This is a genomic window from Variovorax sp. BGA-UO-ETr-C22, assembly GCF_059567965.1.
In genome coordinates, this window is the sequence record NZ_JCAQPA010000011.1 from 2,591,383 (window position 1) to 2,607,835 (window position 16,453).

At 68.2% G+C, this 16,453-nt stretch carries 16 protein-coding genes; 3 read left to right on the forward strand and 13 right to left on the reverse strand.

Annotated features, from left to right (window positions below):
• Positions 1-13: 13 nt before the first annotated feature.
• The 9 genes from AC57B8_RS32145 to AC57B8_RS32185 all read right to left on the reverse strand — a co-directional run bounded on the left by AC57B8_RS32145 (position 14) and on the right by AC57B8_RS32185 (position 9,013).
• Complete coding sequence (locus tag AC57B8_RS32145) at positions 14-391, reverse strand: nuclear transport factor 2 family protein (protein WP_496481828.1); 378 nt, start codon at positions 389-391, stop codon at positions 14-16.
• Positions 392-482: 91 nt separating this feature from the next.
• Positions 483-1,976, reverse strand: coding sequence for a M81 family metallopeptidase (locus tag AC57B8_RS32150; RefSeq protein WP_496481829.1), 1,494 nt, complete (start codon positions 1,974-1,976; stop codon positions 483-485).
• The gene (locus AC57B8_RS32155) at positions 1,973-3,109 is read right to left on the reverse strand and encodes an ABC transporter substrate-binding protein (protein ID WP_496481830.1); all 1,137 of its coding nucleotides are present in this window, start codon (positions 3,107-3,109) and stop codon (positions 1,973-1,975) included. Before AC57B8_RS32155 ends, AC57B8_RS32150 begins: the two co-directional genes overlap by 4 nt.
• The gene (locus AC57B8_RS32160) at positions 3,106-4,386 is read right to left on the reverse strand and encodes a Zn-dependent hydrolase (RefSeq protein WP_496481831.1); all 1,281 of its coding nucleotides are present in this window, start codon (positions 4,384-4,386) and stop codon (positions 3,106-3,108) included. The genes AC57B8_RS32155 and AC57B8_RS32160 overlap by 4 nt, the downstream gene beginning before the upstream one ends.
• Positions 4,387-4,413: 27 nt before the next feature.
• Positions 4,414-5,130, reverse strand: coding sequence for an ABC transporter ATP-binding protein (locus AC57B8_RS32165; RefSeq protein WP_496481832.1), 717 nt, complete (start codon positions 5,128-5,130; stop codon positions 4,414-4,416).
• Positions 5,127-5,894, reverse strand: a complete 768-nt coding sequence (locus AC57B8_RS32170; RefSeq protein WP_095946861.1) for an ABC transporter ATP-binding protein — start codon at positions 5,892-5,894, stop codon at positions 5,127-5,129. Before AC57B8_RS32170 ends, AC57B8_RS32165 begins: the two co-directional genes overlap by 4 nt.
• Positions 5,891-6,850: a branched-chain amino acid ABC transporter permease gene (locus AC57B8_RS32175; protein ID WP_496481833.1), complete on the reverse strand. Its 960-nt coding sequence runs from the start codon at positions 6,848-6,850 to the stop codon at positions 5,891-5,893. The genes AC57B8_RS32170 and AC57B8_RS32175 overlap by 4 nt, the downstream gene beginning before the upstream one ends.
• An 8-nt stretch (positions 6,851-6,858) precedes the next feature.
• Complete coding sequence (locus AC57B8_RS32180) at positions 6,859-7,719, reverse strand: branched-chain amino acid ABC transporter permease (RefSeq protein WP_062468750.1); 861 nt, start codon at positions 7,717-7,719, stop codon at positions 6,859-6,861.
• 88 nt (positions 7,720-7,807) lie between these two features.
• Complete coding sequence (locus AC57B8_RS32185; protein ID WP_307584874.1) at positions 7,808-9,013, reverse strand: ABC transporter substrate-binding protein; 1,206 nt, start codon at positions 9,011-9,013, stop codon at positions 7,808-7,810.
• Between the two features lie 214 nt (positions 9,014-9,227).
• On the opposite strand from AC57B8_RS32185, the gene AC57B8_RS32190 reads away from it, so the two are divergent.
• Positions 9,228-9,992, forward strand: coding sequence for a FadR/GntR family transcriptional regulator (locus AC57B8_RS32190; protein ID WP_062468755.1), 765 nt, complete (start codon positions 9,228-9,230; stop codon positions 9,990-9,992).
• A gap of 12 nt (positions 9,993-10,004) precedes the next feature.
• Here the strand turns inward: AC57B8_RS32190 and AC57B8_RS32195 are convergent, their stop codons facing one another.
• Both AC57B8_RS32195 and AC57B8_RS32200 read right to left on the reverse strand, forming a co-directional pair.
• Positions 10,005-10,463: a GNAT family N-acetyltransferase gene (locus AC57B8_RS32195; RefSeq protein WP_307584872.1), complete on the reverse strand. Its 459-nt coding sequence runs from the start codon at positions 10,461-10,463 to the stop codon at positions 10,005-10,007.
• Positions 10,464-10,483: 20 nt separating this feature from the next.
• Positions 10,484-11,464 carry a LysR family transcriptional regulator gene (locus AC57B8_RS32200; RefSeq protein ID WP_496481834.1) on the reverse strand — a complete coding sequence of 327 codons (981 nt, stop codon included), beginning with the start codon at positions 11,462-11,464 and terminating at the stop codon, positions 10,484-10,486.
• A gap of 106 nt (positions 11,465-11,570) precedes the next feature.
• On the opposite strand from AC57B8_RS32200, the gene aptA reads away from it, so the two are divergent.
• Together aptA and AC57B8_RS32210 are read left to right on the forward strand one after the other, a co-directional pair.
• Complete coding sequence (gene aptA, locus AC57B8_RS32205; protein ID WP_496481835.1) at positions 11,571-12,926, forward strand: omega-aminotransferase AptA; 1,356 nt, start codon at positions 11,571-11,573, stop codon at positions 12,924-12,926.
• Between the two features lie 22 nt (positions 12,927-12,948).
• Entirely contained in the window at positions 12,949-14,466 is a 1,518-nt protein-coding gene (locus tag AC57B8_RS32210; RefSeq protein WP_095744313.1) for a CoA-acylating methylmalonate-semialdehyde dehydrogenase, read from the forward strand.
• Between the two features lie 15 nt (positions 14,467-14,481).
• Here AC57B8_RS32210 and AC57B8_RS32215 read toward each other — a convergent pair whose 3' ends face one another.
• Together AC57B8_RS32215 and AC57B8_RS32220 are read right to left on the reverse strand one after the other, a co-directional pair.
• Positions 14,482-15,870: an FAD-dependent oxidoreductase gene (locus AC57B8_RS32215; protein WP_496481836.1), complete on the reverse strand. Its 1,389-nt coding sequence runs from the start codon at positions 15,868-15,870 to the stop codon at positions 14,482-14,484.
• Positions 15,871-15,879: 9 nt separating this feature from the next.
• The gene (locus AC57B8_RS32220) at positions 15,880-16,452 is read right to left on the reverse strand and encodes a phosphonate degradation HD-domain oxygenase (protein ID WP_496481837.1); all 573 of its coding nucleotides are present in this window, start codon (positions 16,450-16,452) and stop codon (positions 15,880-15,882) included.
• Position 16,453: the final 1 nt, after the last annotated feature.

The window sequence follows — 16,453 nt, forward strand, 5'->3', positions numbered from 1 at the left end:
CCCGCCTGCTTCATCACGCGCCTGCGGGCACGCGGTCGAGAAAACCCGTCACCACGCGCAGCTTGCCTGCGTCGACCTGCGCGAAGTCGGTGCCCTGGATCAGGTCGTCGGTGCCGCTCGGGCCCAGGGTCCACGAGAAGCGCAGGTTGTCGCCGTGCGCCTCGGCCTTGCCCAGCAGGTGGAAGCGAAAGCCCGGGTAGCGCTGGTGCACTGCGCCGACCAGCGCGCTGATCTGCTCGCGGCCGCTGGCCTGCGCCATCGGGTCGACATAGCGGGCGTCGGCGGTCCAGCCGGCGTCGATGAGCGCGGCGCGGCGCGCGGCGTCGGTCTCGTTCCAGACGGCGATGTAGCCCGTGGCGATGGCATGGGCGTCGTGGGCGGCGGTGTTCATGGCGACTGTTCCTTTCGAGGGTTCGACCCGCAACAGCGCGGGGTGAAGGAATGGTCGCGGGGCACGCGCCGCGCGTCGATGACGTGGCAGGTTATGCCGGCGCGTCCATCGCCGCGTTCGCATCGAGCGGAAACACCGGCCGGCGCACCTGGCTGAACGGGAACAGGCTGTAGTCGGAGCTGGTCACGCCCGGGCTGTCGCACTCCACCAGCGCCGCCGACAGCGGCTCGAACACCGGCCGGCAGTACATGCGCGACTTCAGCAGCAGGAAACGCTCGGTGCGCGGGTCGAGCCCGGCGCATTCGAACACGCCGATGTCCCACGGCTCCTGCGTGCGCTCGGTGACGACGATGCGCGCCGCGCCGATGTCGAACAGCACGGTGCGCCCCATGCTGCTGCGCTGGCCGGTGTAGGTGGGGCCGGTGATCACGTACTCGCCGTCGCTGACCGTTCGCACGACGCCCGTCAGCTGCACCGGTGTCTTCTTCAGGCCGATGCCTTCAAGCGACACCTTGTTGCCCAGCGCCACCGTCACCTCGGCGCCCTCGCCCGCCGCGACCAGCGCGGCCACCGCCTCGGGGTCGCACAGCGGCCCGACGCCGATGCCGTCCAGGCCCTGCGCCAGCGCTTCCTGCAGCACGTCCATGGTGTCGCAGCTGCCGCCCGACATGCAGTTGTCGCCGTGGTCGAGCAGCAGCACCGGGCGCGTGGCACCGCCCGCGATGAGCTTCGCGCGCGCCACCGACGCGGCCAGCGGCTCGCTGCGGTAGATGAAGGCCTCGCGCTCGGCCCACATCTGCGCCGCGATGCGGTCGGCCGTGGCCTGCGCGCGCGCGGGCGATTGCGCATCGACCGCGATCACGCTCATGCACGGCGCCGTGATGTCCGACAGCGAGAAGCCCGCCAGGATCGACACCGCCAGCGACTCGGAGACTTCCGCCGCGCGCGCCGCCTCGATGGCCCGCTGCATCGCACCGGTGAACGAGGCGCTGCGCAGCGTGTGCGCCATCAGCGGCAGCTGCCGCCAGCGCATGTGCGGCTGGCTGCGTCCGGCCAGCAGGTCGAACAGCAGGCGGCCGGCGTGCTCGCCGGTCTCGTACATGTCGACGTGCGGGTAGGTCTTGAAGCCGACGATCACGTCGGCGTTCTCCACCATCGCGGGCGTCACGTTGGCATGCAGGTCCAGCGCCACGCCGATCGGCACGCCGGGCGCGGCAGCGCGCAGGCGCACCAGCAGGTCGCCTTCGCCGTCGGTGCTGTTCTGCGCCACCATCGCGCCGTGCAGGTCGAGCAGGATGGCATCGCAGCCCGGCGCCGCATCGACGATGCATTGCGTGAGCGTGGTGTAGGCCTGCGCATCGACCGGCCCGCTCGGGTTGGCCGAAGCCGACACCGGCGTGACGAGCTGCGCGCCCGCCGCTTCGGCCAGCTCGATGAAGGCCGACATCGCGGTGCGCATGCCCTTGTTGTCGGTGTAGGCCTGCGCACCGAAGGTCGGACCGTCGGGCCCGAAGGCCGCGAGCGGCGTGGGCACGGGCGAGAAGGTGTTGGTCTCGTGGTTGAGACGTGCGATCAGGACTTTCATTGAGCAAACTTTCCGGCACTTCCCAGCATGGTGATGTCACCAAAGCTGGAGCCGTTGCGGTTGTCGGGACGGAACGCGACCGTGAAGCCGTTCAGGTTCATGGGCGGCGAGTTCTCGATGGTGCGGCGCAGCGATTCGGTGGTGATCGGCCCCTTCACGCGCTGCAGCGATTCCGCAAAGGCCTTGGCCGTGATGTAGCCCTCCAGCCCCAGGTAGGAGCCTTCGCCTTCGCTGCCCGCGGCCTTCCTCGCGCGCTGGTATTCGTCGACGATGGGAAAGCGTGTCTTCCAGAACGGCGGCACCACCTGCGACAGCACGATGCCGCGGCTCTTGTCGCCGAGTTCCTTGTACAGAAGGAACGAGCTCGCCACCGAGTTCGTGTAGATCTGCGGATGGATGGGCGCGGCCACCAGCGAGCGGATGATGTTGATAGCCGGCGTGCCGGCCGCGATGACGTACACCGCCTGCGCCCCGCTCGCGATGACCTGTTGCGCGATGGCGGGATGGTCCTTTTCCTTCGGATCGAAGCGCAGCGACAGCAGGGCCGGCCGCTTGTTCTTCTCGAGCGCGGCCACCGCGTCCTTCTCGATGCCCTTGCCGTAGGCGTCATCGCTGGAGACGATGGCAATGCGCGTCAGGCCCACGGTCGTCAGGTGGTTCATCACACGCGAGACCTCGTCGGCATACGACTCCCGCACGTGATAGATCGGCACCTTCGGCCCGCGCAGCACCGCCGCGCCGGTCAGCCCGCCGAAGATGAAGCTGTCGTACTTCGCCGCCACCGGCACCATGGCCGCGCCGATGCCCGTGCCCATGGTTCCGAACAGGCAGACGACGCGGTCCGTGCCGAGCAGCTTCTCGGCATTGGCCGCGGCCTTCTCGGGGATGTAGGCGTCGTCGTAGGTGATCATCTTGACGGGCCGGCCACCGACGCCGCCCGCCTTGTTCAACTGGTCGAGGAACAGTGTCTGGCCTTCCATGAACGCGAGGCTGTTCGGCGTGAACGGGCCGGTGAGCACCGCGGACTGGCCGACCAGGATCGGTTCTCCAGCCGCCAGGGCCGCCGTCGACACCGCGACCATGCCCATCGCCAGCACGCAGTGCAGGCCGATGCGGCGAAGCGCCGCCTTCACGCGGCCACTCCCGCGCTCTGCAGCATCGCCTGCAGCAGCACGTTGCAGCCGGCCTCGAGGTGATCCGGCTGCGCGTCCTCGATCTCGTTGTGGCTGATGCCGTCCAGACAGGGCACGAAGATCATCGCCGCGGGGCACACGCGCGCGAGGTACACGGCGTCGTGGCCGGCGCCGCTGATCACGTTCATCCATGTCATGCCCTGGTCCTGCGCGGCCTCGCGCACGGCCGACACCAGCGCGGGCGTGAACGGCTGCGGCGGGAAGTACACGACCTGCTCGGCCGTCGCCTCGACCTTGCCCTTGGTGGCGATGCGCTGCACGGCTTCCTTCAGCGCCGCGTCCATGGCCGACAGCACCACGTCGTCGGCCGCGCGCAGGTCGACGCTGAGCTTCACGCGGCCCGGGATCACGTTGCGCGAGTTCGGGTAGTTGTCGATCCAGCCGACCGTGCCGCGCCCGTGCGGCGCATGGGCCAGCGCGATGCGGTTCACCTCGACCACGAGTTCGGCGGCGGCCAGCAGCGCGTCTTTTCGCAGTTCCATCGGCGTGGGGCCGGCATGGGCTTCCATGCCTTGCACCACCACGTCGTACCAGCGCTGGCCCAGCGCGCCCTCGACCACGCCGATGACGCGCTCGTTGGCTTCGAGCACCGGGCCCTGTTCGATGTGCGCCTCGAAGTAGGCGCCGACCGGCGACGCCGCCGCCGAGGCGGGCACGGCGCCGGCATAGCCGATGGCCGAGAGCGCATCGGCCACGCTCACGCCTTCGGTGTCGCGCTGCGCGAGCGCGTGCTCCAGCGTGAAGGCGCCGGCGAACACGCCCGAGCCCATCATCACGGGCACGAAGCGCGAGCCTTCCTCGTTGGTCCACACCGCCACCTCGACCGGTGCTTCGGTTTCGATGCCGGCGTCGTTCAGGCTGCGGATCACTTCGAGCCCCGCGAGCACGCCGTAGTTGCCGTCGAACTTGCCGCCCGTGGGCTGCGTGTCGATGTGGCTGCCGGTCGTGATGGGCGGCAGCGCGTTGTTGCGGCCCGCGCGGCGCGCGAAGATGTTGCCGATGGCGTCCACGCGCACCTCGCAGCCAGCCTCGCGCGCCCAGCGCGTGAAGAGGTCGCGGCCCTGGCGGTCCAGGTCGGTGAGCGCGATGCGGCACACGCCGCCCTTCTCGGTGGCGCCGAGCTGTGCGAGCTGCATCAGCGAGTCCCAGAGACGCTGGCCGTTCACGCGCAGGGCGCGCACGTCCGTTGCGGTGGAAAGTTCGTTCGTTGTGTTCATGGTTTTTGCGACGAATGAATGGCGGGTTCAGGCAAGGCCAACACCCAGATAGCGGTCTTTCACGTCGTGGTCGGCCATGAAGGCGGCGTTGCCGGCCTCGTGCACGATCACGCCCTGCTCCACGATGTAGTGGCGGTCGGCCAGCTGCACGCAGACCTCGAGGTTCTGCTCGACCAGCAGGATGGCCACGCCCGCGGCCTTGATGGTCTTGAGCTGCGCGACGATCTCTTCCACGATCACCGGCGCCAGGCCTTCCACGGGCTCGTCGAGGATCAACAGGCGCGGGTGGTTCATGAGGGCGCGGCCGATGGCCAGCATCTGCTGCTCGCCGCCCGACAGCTGCCCGCCGCCGTTGCGCCGGCGCTCCTTCAGGCGCGGAAAGATGCGGTAGATGTCGGCCAGCTGCCAGGGCGAATCGCGCCGCAGGCCGAGCAGCAGGTTCTCCTCCACCGTGAGCAGCTTGAAGATGCCGCGGTGCTCCGGCACCAGGCACACGCCGCGCGTGGCGATGCGGTGCGGCGGCTGGCCCGCGATGTCCGCGCCCTGGAAGCGCACGCGCCCTTTCGTGGGCGTGACGGCGCCGGCAATGCTCTTGAGTGTGGTCGACTTGCCCGCGCCGTTGCGGCCCAGCAGCGTGACCAGCTCGGCCTCGCCCACCGTGAGCGACACGCCTTGCAGCACATGGCTCTTGCCGTAGTGCGCGTGCAGGCCTTCGACTTCGAGGATGTTCTTCGCGGCGCTCATGCCTTGCCTCCGGTGATCATGTTGCCCAGGTACGCCGTGCGCACGCGCGCGTCCGAGCGGATGTCGCCCGGCAGCCCCTCGGCCAGCACGCGGCCCAGCTGCATGACGGTCACGGTGTCGGAGATGTCCATCACGATGTTCATGTTGTGCTCGATCAGCACCACGGTGTGCGCGTCGCGCAGGCCGCGGATGAGCTGCTTCATGTCGTCGAGGTCGTCGATGCCCATGCCCGAGGTCGGCTCGTCCAGGAAGATGGCCTTGGGCTTCGCAGCCAGCGCCATGCCCACTTCGAGGCGGCGCTGCTGGCCGTGCGAGAGCACGCTGGCGGGCGTGTCGGCCAGCCGTTCGAGGCCGACGCGCGCGAGCACCTCGGCCACCGTGTCGGCGCAGGCGCGCTCGCCGATGGGCGCGCGCCAGCAGTTCATGGCCTGGCGCGGCGCAACGCCCTGCGCCGCCACGCGCAGGTTCTCGCGCACCGACAGGCTGGGGAACAGGCTGGTGACCTGGAACGAGCGCGCCATGCCGCGCTGCACGCGCTGGTGGTCGGGCTCACGCGTCACGTCGTGGCCGTCGAACAGGATGCGCCCGCCCGTGGTGGTGCCGGTGCCCGTGAGCATGTGAAACAGCGTGGTCTTGCCCGCGCCGTTGGGCCCGATCACCGAGTGCACGGTGTTGCGCTTGATCTTCAGGTCGACCCCGCCGAGCGCGGCGAACTTGCCGTAGTGCTTGGTGACGCCGATGGCTTCGATGAGGATGTCGCTCATGCCTGTTCTCCTTGCACGGTCGGCGCCTTGGCCGCGGCCGACGTCTTGCGGAACACCCGGCGCCAGGCGCTTTCACCCAGGCCCCAGAGGCCGCGTTGCATGCCGATGCTCACGCCGATCAGCAGCAGGCCCAGCAGCAGCAGCCAGCGCGGCCACAGCGTGGAGAGCCAGTCGGCCAGCAGCACGTAGAAGGCCGAGCCCAGCACCGAGGCGAAGAGGTTGCCGGTGCCGCCGATCACGGTGATGACCAGGATCATTTCGCTCGTGTGGTACTCGGCGTTGGACAGCGGCGCGATGCCGGTCATCATCGCGTGCAGGCCGCCGGCCAGGCCGGTGACGGCGCCCGAGATCACGAAGGCCAGCAGCTTGAAGCGCTTCAGGTCGTAGCCCACGGCGGCGGCGCGGTCCTCGTTGTCGCGGATGGCGAGCAGCGTGCGGCCGAAGACCGAGTCGGTCACCTTGAGCAGCAGCGCGAACGCGGCCAGGAAGATCACCGCCACGAAGGCGTAGTACTTCCACGGCGTGTCCATGAAGGCCGGGCGCGGCACGTCGAGCAGGCCGTTGTCGCCGCCCGTGAGCCCCGAGGCCGTGTAGGCGATGAAATAGAACATCTGCGCGAAGGCCAGCGTGAGCATCACGAAGTAGGTGCCGCGCTGGCGGATGGCGACCCAGCCGACCACCGCCGCGCCCAGTGCGCCCATGCCGATGGCGGCAAGCAAGGCGAGCGGCATCGGCAGTTGCAGCCGCGTGAGCAGGATCGCGATGGTGTAGCTGCCCAGCCCGAAGAAGATGCCCTGGCCGAACGAGAGCAACCCCGTGTAGCCCAGCAGCAGGTTGCAGCCCAGGGCCGCGAGCGCGTAGATGAGCACTTCGCTCGCGAGCGAGCCCGAGCGCATGAACAGCGGCAGCGCGAGCGCGACGATCAGCGCCAGCAGGAAGGTGTATTTCTTTGGCATGGCGGCGTTCATCCTCTGCGGCCGAGCAGGCCATGCGGGCGCAGCAGCAGCACGGCGCCCATCGCGATGTAGATCATCAGGCTCGCCCCCGGCGGCCAGATGGTGCTCATGAGGCTTTGCACGATGCCGATCAGCACGCCGCCGACCAGCGCCCCGCTGAAGCTGCCGAGCCCGCCGATCACCACGACCACGAAGGCCACGCCCAGCGCCTCGACGCCCATGAAGGGCTCGGCCCCGCGGATGGGCGCAGCGAGCACGCCGGCCAGCGCCGCCGTGGCCGCGCCGAGCGCGAACACCAGGCTGAACACGCGGAACACGTTGATGCCCAGCAGCGAGACCATCTCGGTCGATTCGCTGCCCGCGCGCACCGCGCTGCCCAGGCGCGTGCCTTCGAGCACCCACCACAGCCCCACCGCGAGCACGGCGGTGAAGCCGATCACGAAGAGCCGGTACTTCGGGTAGATGAAGCTGCCCCACATCACCACGCCCTGCAGCAGGTCGGGCGTGGGCACGCTGTTGCCCAGCGGGCCCCAGAACACGATGACGATCTCCTGCACCGCGAGCGCCAGGCCCACGGTCACGAGGATGTGGAACTCGTGCGGCTTGGCGTACACGCGGCGCAGCAGCAGCTTCTCGGCCAGCCAGCCGAGCGCGCCGACGAACAGCGGCACCAGCACGAGCGCGGCCCAGAAATTGAGGCCCCACTGCATGGCCTGGAAGCACAGGTAGGCACCCAGCAGGTAGAAGGCGCCGTGCGCGAAGTTCACGAAGCGCAGCAGGCCGAACACGATGGACAAGCCAACGGCCAGCAGGAAATACAGCATGCCGATGCCGATTCCGTTGATGGTCTGGAGCAGGTAGACGGACATAGGTGTCGTGGGGGTGGCAAACGTGCAGGCGGCACGCGCCCTGCCCGCGCCCAAAAACGGCGCGGGCGCGGCGCGAAGCCGGGCGGCGTCAGGCCAGCTTGCAGCCGGTCTTGTCGATCGGCAGGAACGACTTGCCGGAACTCACCACGTCCACGTAGTCGGCCGGGTTGGCCATCTTCGACTTCGCCTTGCCCTTGAGCAGGTAGTAGTCCTTGATGACCTGGTGGTCGGCCTTGCGGATTTCTTCCACGCCCGTGAGGCCGTCGAACTTCATGCCTTCGAGCGCCGCGACCACCGCCTTCGGGTCGACCGTGCCGGCCTTCACGATGCCGTCGATGAGGATCTTGGTGCAGATGTACGAGCCGGCCAGGCTGTAGTTGGGCACGATCTTCAGCTTGTCGGCGGTGCGCTTCACCAGGTCCTTGTTGAGCGGCGTGTCGACCGTGTGCCAGTACTGCGCACCGAAGTAGACGCCGTCGCACAGGTCGGCGCCCAGCTCGTCGAACTGCTCCAGGCCCGAGGCCCAGGCCATGAGGATCGTCATGTTCTTGTGCATGCCGAAGCTCACCGCCTGGCGCAGCGCGGCGGACGACTGCGCGCCGAAGTTCAAGAGCAGCAGCACGTCGGGCTTGGCGGCCATGGCGTTGGTGAGGTAGCCGCTGAACTCCTTGTCGTTGAGCGAGTGGTAGCTGTTGCCCACGTGCTCGATGCCCTTCTCCTGGAAGATGGTCTTGGCCGCGCTCAGCAGGCCGTCGCCGAAGACGTACTGCGGCGTGATCGTGTACCAGCGCTTGGCCTTGGGCATGGCCGCGATCAGCGGGCGCACCGTCTGCTCGATGGCACCGAAGGTGGGCACCGACCAGCGGAAGGTGGCGGGGTTGCAGTCCTTGCCGGTGATCTCATCGGCGCCCGCGGTGGTGATGAACAGGCCGCCGGCCTTCTCGGCCTCCTTGCCCATGGCCAGCGCCTCGGACGACAGGATGCCGCCGACGAAGAACTTCGCGCCCTGCTGCTGCGAGGCCTCCTGCACCTTGCGCACGGCCGTGGCCGGCTTGCCCTCGGTGTCGAGCACCGTGTAGGCCAGCGGCCGGTTCAGCACCTTGCCGTACTGCTCGATCGCCAGCTTGGTGCCCAGGTCGGCGAACTTGCCGTTGGCCGCGAAGGCACCCGACATGGGCACCGGTGCACCGAATCGGATCGCGTCGGTGGCCTGGGCGAAGACCGAGCGGCTCATCAGGAGCGAAGCCGGGGCGGCCGACAGGGCGGCCAGCTGAAGGAGTTGTCTGCGTTGCATGGGGTTCTCCGGTCGTGGTGTGGGAAGTGGGGAAGAAAACACAGTGCCTGCGATCGCCGGCAATTTAAGCGGATAAATAGGATTAATATGTTGGTAAAAACCCGTTAGCAAGCCCCGTGCCCAAACCCAACCCGACCCTGCCGATGACGCCGTTAAGATCGCGCGCTGTTGCGCATCCCGCGCATCTCCCGATGTGCATGGATGGAGCGTTTTGATGAGAGTGGGGCACAACCCTCCGAAGCGGCAAAAGCTCTCGGACGTCATCGTCGAAGACGTCAAGCGATGGATCGTTGCCGAGCGCAAGCAGCCCGGCGACCGGCTACCGAACGAGAAGGAACTGATCGAGCTCTTCGGCTATTCGAAGAGCACGGTGCGCGAGGCGCTGAAGGCGCTCGAGGTGCGCGGGCTGATCTCGATCCGCACCGGCCCGGGCGGCGGCGCGTACCTGCAGCAGGTGTCGGTCGACCATGCGTCGGAGCCGCTGCGCAACTTCCTGCACTTTCATCACCTGGACGGCCACCACATCTACCAGCTGCGCAAGGCGCTGGAGCCCGAACTGGCCGTGAGCGTGGTCGGGCGGCTCACGCCCGAGCAGTTCGCGCGGCTCGAAGACAACGTGCGCCTGTGCACCGTCGAGCCCACCAACGAGGACGAACTGCGCACGCAGCGCGAGGCCGAGCTGGCCTTTCACACGATGCTGGCCGAGGCGTGCCCCAACCCGGTGCTGTCCTTCATGTGCCGCTTTCTCAACGACCTGCTGCGCGATCTCGTCGTCTACAAGAAGGCGCTGGACCACCACCACTTCGGCGAGACCAACGTGGACTACCACACGCAGCTGCTGGCGGCCTACCGCAAGGAAGATGCGGACGAGGTGCGGCGGTTGATGGTGGAGCACATGGTGGATGCGGAGCACCACATGCATGAGATGGAAGCGCACATCGGGGCGAAGCACTTGTTGCTGCCCAGCGGACAGCGATAGCACCACAAAGGTCTAGAAGACCTTGCGGAACCGCTCGGCCCTGCCGAAGCGCACGGCGACAGTGCCGTTCGCCTCGAATCCGCATCGAAAGTAGAACGACCCGGCGTGTGGATTGCCGGTGACGTGGAGTGCCGATGCACGCTGGCGCCGGGAAAGCTCGACACAGTGCGCGACCAATGCCTTGCCGATGCCGCGACGCCATGCCTCGGGCTCGACGAACAACCCATCGAGTTCGGCGCTGCCGTCATCGTTGGGCAGCACGACAGCGAACCCCGCCGTCACGCCATGGATCTCTGCCACGAACACCCGGCCATCGACGATCTGGGCCAGAGGCAGTTCGATGGCGTCCGGGTCGGACTGAATCGCCTCGCGATCGCCGGGGTTCGCGAGCGATGCGCGCCGCTGCAAGTCTTCGAGTGCCCGGTGTTCCGACGCAAGTGCAGGGCGAATACGCAGTGGTGTTTCGGTCATCTTGGGTGGTTTCGGTGCCTTCAGATCTTCGCATCGCCATGCGCCTTCTCCAGGCACGCCTGAAACGCCAACACCGCCCGTGAAGGCTTCGGCGACCGCCGCAGCAGGCTCACAAACCGGCACGCATAGTTGAAACGCGCCGGCAGCACCGCCTTCATGAGCCCGCGCTGCTCGAACACCTGCGCGTAGTGGTCGGGCAAGAAGCCCAGGAAGCGCCCCGACAGGATCAGCGTCGCAATCGCCTCCTGGTCGAACCCCGTCGCCTTGCGCGACAGCCTCGCCCGGTGGCTCAGTTCCATGTTCGGCGAGTGGTATCCCAGCCCCGCGAAATGGTGTTCGCCCAGCTTCGACCAGGTGAGCTTGCCGTGCGGGCTGTCGAACAGCGGATGCCCCACGCCGCAGTACAGCAGCATGGTCTCGTCGAACAGGTCGGCATACACCAGGCTCTTCGAGCTGCGGTGCGCCGGGATGATGCCGATCTGGAAGTTGCCCTCCAGCACGCCCTGCTCGATGGCGTTGATGGAGCCCACGTGCACCGCCAGGTTCACCTCGGGCGCGATCTCGGTGAAACGCGCAATGGCCTCGCCGATGCGCGCCTTCGGGTTGGTCGCGGTCTTGTCGAACAGCGCCACGTCGAGCTGCCCGCCCATGCGGTTGTGGATGTCGTCGATGCTGCCGCGAAAGGCGTCGACCGAGGCCAGCAGGCGCAGCGTCTCGTCGTACACGCGCTGGCCCTCGGCCGTGAGCGCAAAGCCCGCCCGGCCGCGCCGGCACAGCACGAGGCCCAGGCGGGTTTCCAGGTCTTTCACGTGGCGGCTCACGGTGGAGGTGCCGATGTTCAGCTCCAGCTCGGCGGCCGCCATGCCGCCGCAGTCGACCACGCTCTTGAACACCTTGAGCAGGCGCAAATCCATGTCGCTGAGCTGCCCCAGCACGGCGCGGTTGCGGGTGCCCTGGGCACTGGTTTCGGTGGCGGGCGAGGCCTTGGCCTTTACTTGCATGGATCGTCAAGTGAACATTGATATTGCGCCATTCTCCACACTGAAGGCGTTGCGAACAATCGGCACATCCCTTCACCCCCGGAGCCCGCCTTGCGCGGGATGCGCCATGACCCTCGCCACACCCGCCATCGAACCCACGCCCACCGCGCGCACCGACGCCGCCTGGCTCGAGGCGCACTGGATGCCCTACACCGGCAACCGCAACTTCAAGGCCGATCCGCGGATCATCGTGGAGGCCAAGGGCGCCTACTTCACCGACAACGACGGCCGCAAGATCTTCGACGGCCTGTCGGGCCTGTGGTGCTCGGGCCTGGGCCACGGCCGCCCCGAGATCACCGAGGCGGTGAGCCGCCAGATCGCCAGGCTCGACTACTCGCCCGCTTTCCAGTTCGGCCACCCGCTCTCGTTCGAGCTGGCCAACAAGATCAAGGAACTGACGCCTGCCGGCCTGGACTACGTGTTCTTCACCGGCTCGGGCTCCGAAGCCGCCGACACCTCGCTGAAGATGGCGCGCGCCTACTGGCGCACCAAGGGCCAGGCCGGCAAGACGCGCCTGATCGGCCGCGAGAAGGGCTACCACGGCGTGAACTACGGCGGCATCTCGGTGGGCGGCATCGCGGCCAACCGCAAGCTGTTCGGCCAGGGCGTCGAGGCCGACCACCTGCCGCACACGCAGCTGGCCAGCAATGCCTTCTCGCGCGGCATGCCCGAAAGCGGCGCCGAGCTGGCCGACCGCCTGCTCGACCTGATTGCGCTGCACGACGCCTCGACCATCGCGGCTGTGATCGTCGAGCCCTTCGCGGGCTCAGCCGGCGTGGTGATTCCGCCCAAGGGCTACCTGAAGCGCCTGCGCGACATCTGCACGGCGAACAACATCCTGCTGATTTTTGACGAAGTGATCACCGGGTTCGGCCGCTGCGGCGCGCTCACGGGCGCCGATGCCTTCGGCGTCACGCCCGACATCATGAACATCGCCAAGCAAGTCACCAACGGCGCGCAGCCGCTGGGCGCGGTGGTGGCCAGCAAGGACATCTACGACACCTTCATGGCCGCCGGCGGCCCCGAGTACATGCTCGAGTTCCCGCACGGCTACACCTACGGCGCGCACCCCGTGGCCTGCGCCGCCGGCATCGCCGCGCTCGACGTGCTCCAGAAGGAAGACATGATCGGCCGCGTGCAGACGCTGGCCCCGCACTTCGAGAACGCCGTGCACAGCCTGAAGGGCAGCAAGCACGTCGCCGACATCCGCAACTACGGCCTGGCCGCCGGCATCACCATCGCCGCGCTGCCGGGCGAGCCCGCACGCCGTCCCTACGAGATCGCGATGAACTGCTGGAAGAAGGGCTTCTACGTGCGCTACGGCGGCGACACGATCCAGCTCGCCCCGCCGTTCATCGCCGAGAAGGCCGAGATCGACCGCATGGTCAACGCCCTCGCCGACGCCCTCGCCGAAACCAACTGATCCCCTTTCGAGATACCAAGACATGCAACACGACAAGAACGTCACCGCCACCATCGGCCACTTCATCGACGGCAAGCACGTCGGCGGCGGCAGCCGCGTGCAGCCGGTGTTCGACCCCGCCACCGGCCTGTCGGCCAAGAGCGTGGCACTCGCCGACAAGCTCACGGTCGAGCAGGCCATCGCCTCGGCGCAGGCCGCCTTCCCGGCCTGGCGCAACACGCCGCCGCTCAAGCGCGCCCGCGTGATGAGCCGCCTGAAGACGCTGCTCGAAGAAAACGCCGACACCATCGCCGCGCTGATCACCGCCGAGCACGGCAAGGTGCTGGCCGACGCGCACGGCGAGCTGCAGCGCGGCATCGAGAACGTCGAGTACGCCAGCTACGTGCCCGAGCTGCTCAAGGGCGAGCACAGCAAGAACGTGGGCCCGTCGATCGACTCGTGGAGCGAGTTCCAGGCCATGGGCGTGGCGGCCGGCATCACGCCGTTCAACTTCCCCGTCATGGTGCCGCTGTGGATGTGGCCGATGGCCGTGGCCTGCGGCAACACCTTCGTGCTCAAGCCCTCGGAGCGCACGCCCTCCTCCACGCTGTTCATGGCCGAACTCGCGCTGCAGGCCGGCCTGCCGCCGGGCGTGCTGAACGTGGTCAACGGCGACAAGGAAGCGGTCGACACGCTGCTGACCGACCGCCGCGTGAAGGCCGTGAGCTTCGTGGGCTCCACGCCCATCGCCGAATACATCTACACCACGGGCACGGCCCACGGCAAGCGCGTGCAGGCACTCGGCGGCGCCAAGAACCACGCGGTGGTGATGCCTGATGCCGACATCGGCAACGCCGTGAGCGCGCTCATGGGCGCGGCCTACGGCTCGTGCGGCGAGCGCTGCATGGCGATCCCGCTGGTGGTGGCCGTGGGCGACGCCACGGCCGACGCGGTGGTCGAAGGCCTGAAGGTCGAGATCGCCAAGATGAAGGTCGGCCCCGGCACCGACAACGGCAACGACATGGGCCCGCTGGTCACCCAGCCGCACTTCGAGAAGGTCAAGGCCTTCGTCGACGCGGGCGTGGCCGCCGGCGCCAAGCTGGTGGTCGACGGCCGCGGCATCCAGGTCGAAGGCCACGAAGGCGGCTACTACCTGGGCGCCTGCCTGTTCGACCACGTCAAGCCCGGCATGACGATCTACCAGGAAGAAATCTTCGGCCCGGTGCTCGGCGTGGTGCGCGTGAAGACGCTGCAGGAAGCCATGGACCTGATCGACGCGCACGAGTACGGCAACGGCACCTGCATCTTCACGCGCGACGGCGAGGCCGCGCGCTGGTTCAGCGACAACATCCAGGTCGGCATGGTCGGCATCAACGTGCCGCTGCCGGTGCCCGTGGCGTACCACTCGTTCGGCGGCTGGAAGCGTTCGCTGTTCGGCGACCTGCACGCCTACGGCCCCGACGCCGTGCGCTTCTACACCAAGCGCAAGACCGTCACGCAGCGTTGGCCCTCGGCCGGCGTGCGCGAGGGCACGATGTTCTCGTTCCCCTCGAACCGTTGATGTGGTCTCCGCAGGTCAGGCCTTATCAGCCTTGCCTGCGGCGTTCGCGAGCTTGCTGAGCATGCGGTCCACCAGCCATGGCTGGCGGTCCTCATCCTCAGCGCGTTCCTTGCGGCGGATCGCGTTGCGCACGACGATCGAGCCCACATAGCGCATGGGCTCCGGCGGAAAGTAGCCCAGTGGCCCGCCCGTGATCGGGCTGCGCGTCCATGCGTTGTCCTGGTCGAGCACCAGCGACGACAGGATCTGCCCGCCCATGTAGGTCGGCCCCACCCCATTGCCCGAGTAGCCGAAGCCGTAGTAGATGTGCGGCGCGCCATCGAGCTTGCCGAAGAACGGAAAGCCGGTCACCGAGCGGTCGGACGGGCCGTTCCAGCTCGCGGTGATCGGCGTGTTGCTCAGTGCCGGGAAGAAGGAATGCAGCGCCTGCGTGAGCTCGGCCTCGTACGGCGAGCGCTCGTCGAACACCTTGGCCATGCGGCCGCCCCAGGCGAAGGTGTTGCCGCCCTTGCCCAGCATGATGCGGCCGTCGACCGTGCTGCGGTAGTAGTACACGAAGGTGCGCGAGTCGAGCACCGACACGCCGTCGGTCAGCCCGATCTGCTGCAGCAGCTCCGGGCAGCGCTCGGTGATGATCATGTCGCTCGACACGATGGCGATGGTCCGCTCGAACTGCGGAAAGCGGCTGGCCATCCACGCGTTCATCGCGAGCACCAGTTTCTTCGCGCGCACGCGCCCGGTCGGCGTGCGCACCAGCACGGGCTGGTCGGTGCTGAAGTCGAGCATGGGCGTGCGCTCGTGGATGCGGATGCCCATGGCCAGCGCCACGCGCCGCAGCCCGCGCACCAGCTTGCCCGGATGCACGGTGGCGGCGATCGGCGAGTACACGCCGGCCAGGTTGCGCGCAGAACCCGAGCGCCGCGCCACCTCGTCGGGCGGCAGCGCGTGGTACGAGTGGATGCCGCGCGCCTCCAGCGCCTGCATCATCGGATCGAGCGTGCCGATCTGCGCCTGCGAGGTCGCCGTGTAGAGCGTGCCGTCGCGCCGCAGCTCGGCGTCGATGCCGTGCGCCGCGCAGAAGTCGGCGATGTGCCCCACCGCCGCTTCCGACGCCTTCACGAGACGCACCGCCTCGTCTTCGCCGAACAGCCGCCGCAGGGTCAGGAACTTGGCCGACCAGGTGAGCAGGCAACCGCCGTTGCGCCCGCTGGCGCCGGCGCCGCACAAGTCGCTTTCGAGAATGACGATGTCCAGCGCGGGCGCCTGCAGCTTGGCCTGGATGGCCGTCCACAGGCCGGTGAAGCCGCCACCGACGATGCAGACGTCGGCGCTGGTTTCACCTTGCAGCGCCGGTGCCAGATCGCCATCGTTGAAGAGCGCTTGTTCGATCCAGAAGGGGCGCATCCGTGTGCCTTAAGCGGTGGTGAGGGCTTGCCGGTGGCCGGCGGAACTGATCTCGAGGTGGCGCACGAAATGCGCGAGGCCGGGCATGTCGGCATCGGCCAACTTGGCCGTGTCGTCCCACTGCCGCAGGCGCACTGCGTCCATTGCATACGGCAGCGTCTCGAAAGCCTGGGCCTGCGCCTCGTCGAAGACGCCGCCCTGCAGTTGCAGGCTGCGCTTCGAGTCGGGCGACAGCGCCTCCAGGTAGCCGGGCACGCGCGCGCACAGGAAGCGCTTGGCGTCCACATGCAACCGGATCGGCTCCAGCGTGGCCGGGCCGAACAGCGCACGCAGGAACGGCAGGCAGCGGTACTGGTGCAGGTCGTCCAGGCCCTGCTGCGTCGGCGTGCCGCCGAAGTCGTGCAGCAGGTGGCCCAGGTCGTGCAGCAGGGCGGCGGCGATCAGCGCGCTGTCCGCCCCCTCCTGCTCGGCCAGGTGCGCGGACTGCAGCGCGTGCTCCAGCTGCGTGACCGGCTCGCCGTCGTACTGCGCATGGCCCTTGGTCTCGAAGAGGCCGACGATGTCGGGGATGCTGAGGCTCATG

Coding starts and splice junctions, on each gene's coding strand:
- AC57B8_RS32145 (WP_496481828.1), bottom strand. CDS start 391: ATGAACACCGCCGCCCACGACGCCCATGCCATCGCCACGGGCTACATC.
- AC57B8_RS32150 (WP_496481829.1), bottom strand. CDS start 1,976: ATGAAAGTCCTGATCGCACGTCTCAACCACGAGACCAACACCTTCTCG.
- AC57B8_RS32160 (WP_496481831.1), bottom strand. CDS start 4,386: ATGAACACAACGAACGAACTTTCCACCGCAACGGACGTGCGCGCCCTG.
- AC57B8_RS32165 (WP_496481832.1), bottom strand. CDS start 5,130: ATGAGCGCCGCGAAGAACATCCTCGAAGTCGAAGGCCTGCACGCGCAC.
- AC57B8_RS32170 (WP_095946861.1), bottom strand. CDS start 5,894: ATGAGCGACATCCTCATCGAAGCCATCGGCGTCACCAAGCACTACGGC.
- AC57B8_RS32175 (WP_496481833.1), bottom strand. CDS start 6,850: ATGCCAAAGAAATACACCTTCCTGCTGGCGCTGATCGTCGCGCTCGCG.
- AC57B8_RS32180 (WP_062468750.1), bottom strand. CDS start 7,719: ATGTCCGTCTACCTGCTCCAGACCATCAACGGAATCGGCATCGGCATG.
- AC57B8_RS32185 (WP_307584874.1), bottom strand. CDS start 9,013: ATGCAACGCAGACAACTCCTTCAGCTGGCCGCCCTGTCGGCCGCCCCG.
- AC57B8_RS32190 (WP_062468755.1), top strand. CDS start 9,228: ATGAGAGTGGGGCACAACCCTCCGAAGCGGCAAAAGCTCTCGGACGTC.
- AC57B8_RS32195 (WP_307584872.1), bottom strand. CDS start 10,463: ATGACCGAAACACCACTGCGTATTCGCCCTGCACTTGCGTCGGAACAC.
- AC57B8_RS32200 (WP_496481834.1), bottom strand. CDS start 11,464: ATGCAAGTAAAGGCCAAGGCCTCGCCCGCCACCGAAACCAGTGCCCAG.
- aptA (WP_496481835.1), top strand. CDS start 11,571: ATGACCCTCGCCACACCCGCCATCGAACCCACGCCCACCGCGCGCACC.
- AC57B8_RS32210 (WP_095744313.1), top strand. CDS start 12,949: ATGCAACACGACAAGAACGTCACCGCCACCATCGGCCACTTCATCGAC.
- AC57B8_RS32215 (WP_496481836.1), bottom strand. CDS start 15,870: ATGCGCCCCTTCTGGATCGAACAAGCGCTCTTCAACGATGGCGATCTG.
- AC57B8_RS32220 (WP_496481837.1), bottom strand. CDS start 16,452: ATGAGCCTCAGCATCCCCGACATCGTCGGCCTCTTCGAGACCAAGGGC.